This is a genomic window from Priestia sp. AB, from assembly GCF_028369225.1.
Taxonomy (GTDB): domain Bacteria; phylum Bacillota; class Bacilli; order Bacillales; family Bacillaceae_H; genus Priestia; species Priestia megaterium.
Window position 1 is genome coordinate 1 of the sequence record NZ_JAQMYN010000068.1, and the last position, 454, is coordinate 454.

At 40.5% G+C, this 454-nt stretch carries 1 protein-coding gene; it reads left to right on the forward strand.

Annotated features, from left to right (window positions below):
* The first annotated feature begins 116 nt into the window (after positions 1 to 116).
* Positions 117 to 416, forward strand: coding sequence for a hypothetical protein (locus POF52_RS31045; protein ID WP_271998206.1), 300 nt, complete (start codon positions 117 to 119; stop codon positions 414 to 416).
* The last annotated feature ends 38 nt before the right edge of the window (positions 417 to 454 follow it).

The window sequence follows — 454 nt, forward strand, 5'->3', positions numbered from 1 at the left end:
ATGGAACCTGTAAGGGAGCTGAGCCGAAGAGGCGAAGGGGGCGACCGGATGCGTCGAGCTGAAAAAACAGGTACGTAAAAAGTAAAAAAATTAAAAGAGTGAAAGAAGGTATCAACATGAGAAAAAAGCATGATAGTACTTTTCAAAACTTCTTCCATAAACCATCCTTTAATCCCTCCACAAAACCTCGTCCCTTCAAGGCTTATTCTTTTGTTCCGTTCAGTCCACTTGCCATGCTTGACCCCACTATCTTGACCATAGGAGGCGTTGTCTTAGGGATTGCTATTATTGAACGAATATTAGAACGATGGGGTGTGATTGATCTTGTAGATCAGTTCGCAAAGGTCATGCGTTTTATTTTGCCTGTTGCGTTTTATAGCGCCTTATTTTACTTCTTTGCCACATTTATATTTTGAGGAGGAAAGTTGATGTTTGAAAAGCTAAAATTACGTGG

Excerpts from the sequence above, each read along its gene's own strand:
- POF52_RS31045 (WP_271998206.1), top strand. The coding sequence starts at position 117 with ATGAGAAAAAAGCATGATAGTACTTTTCAAAACTTCTTCCATAAACCA.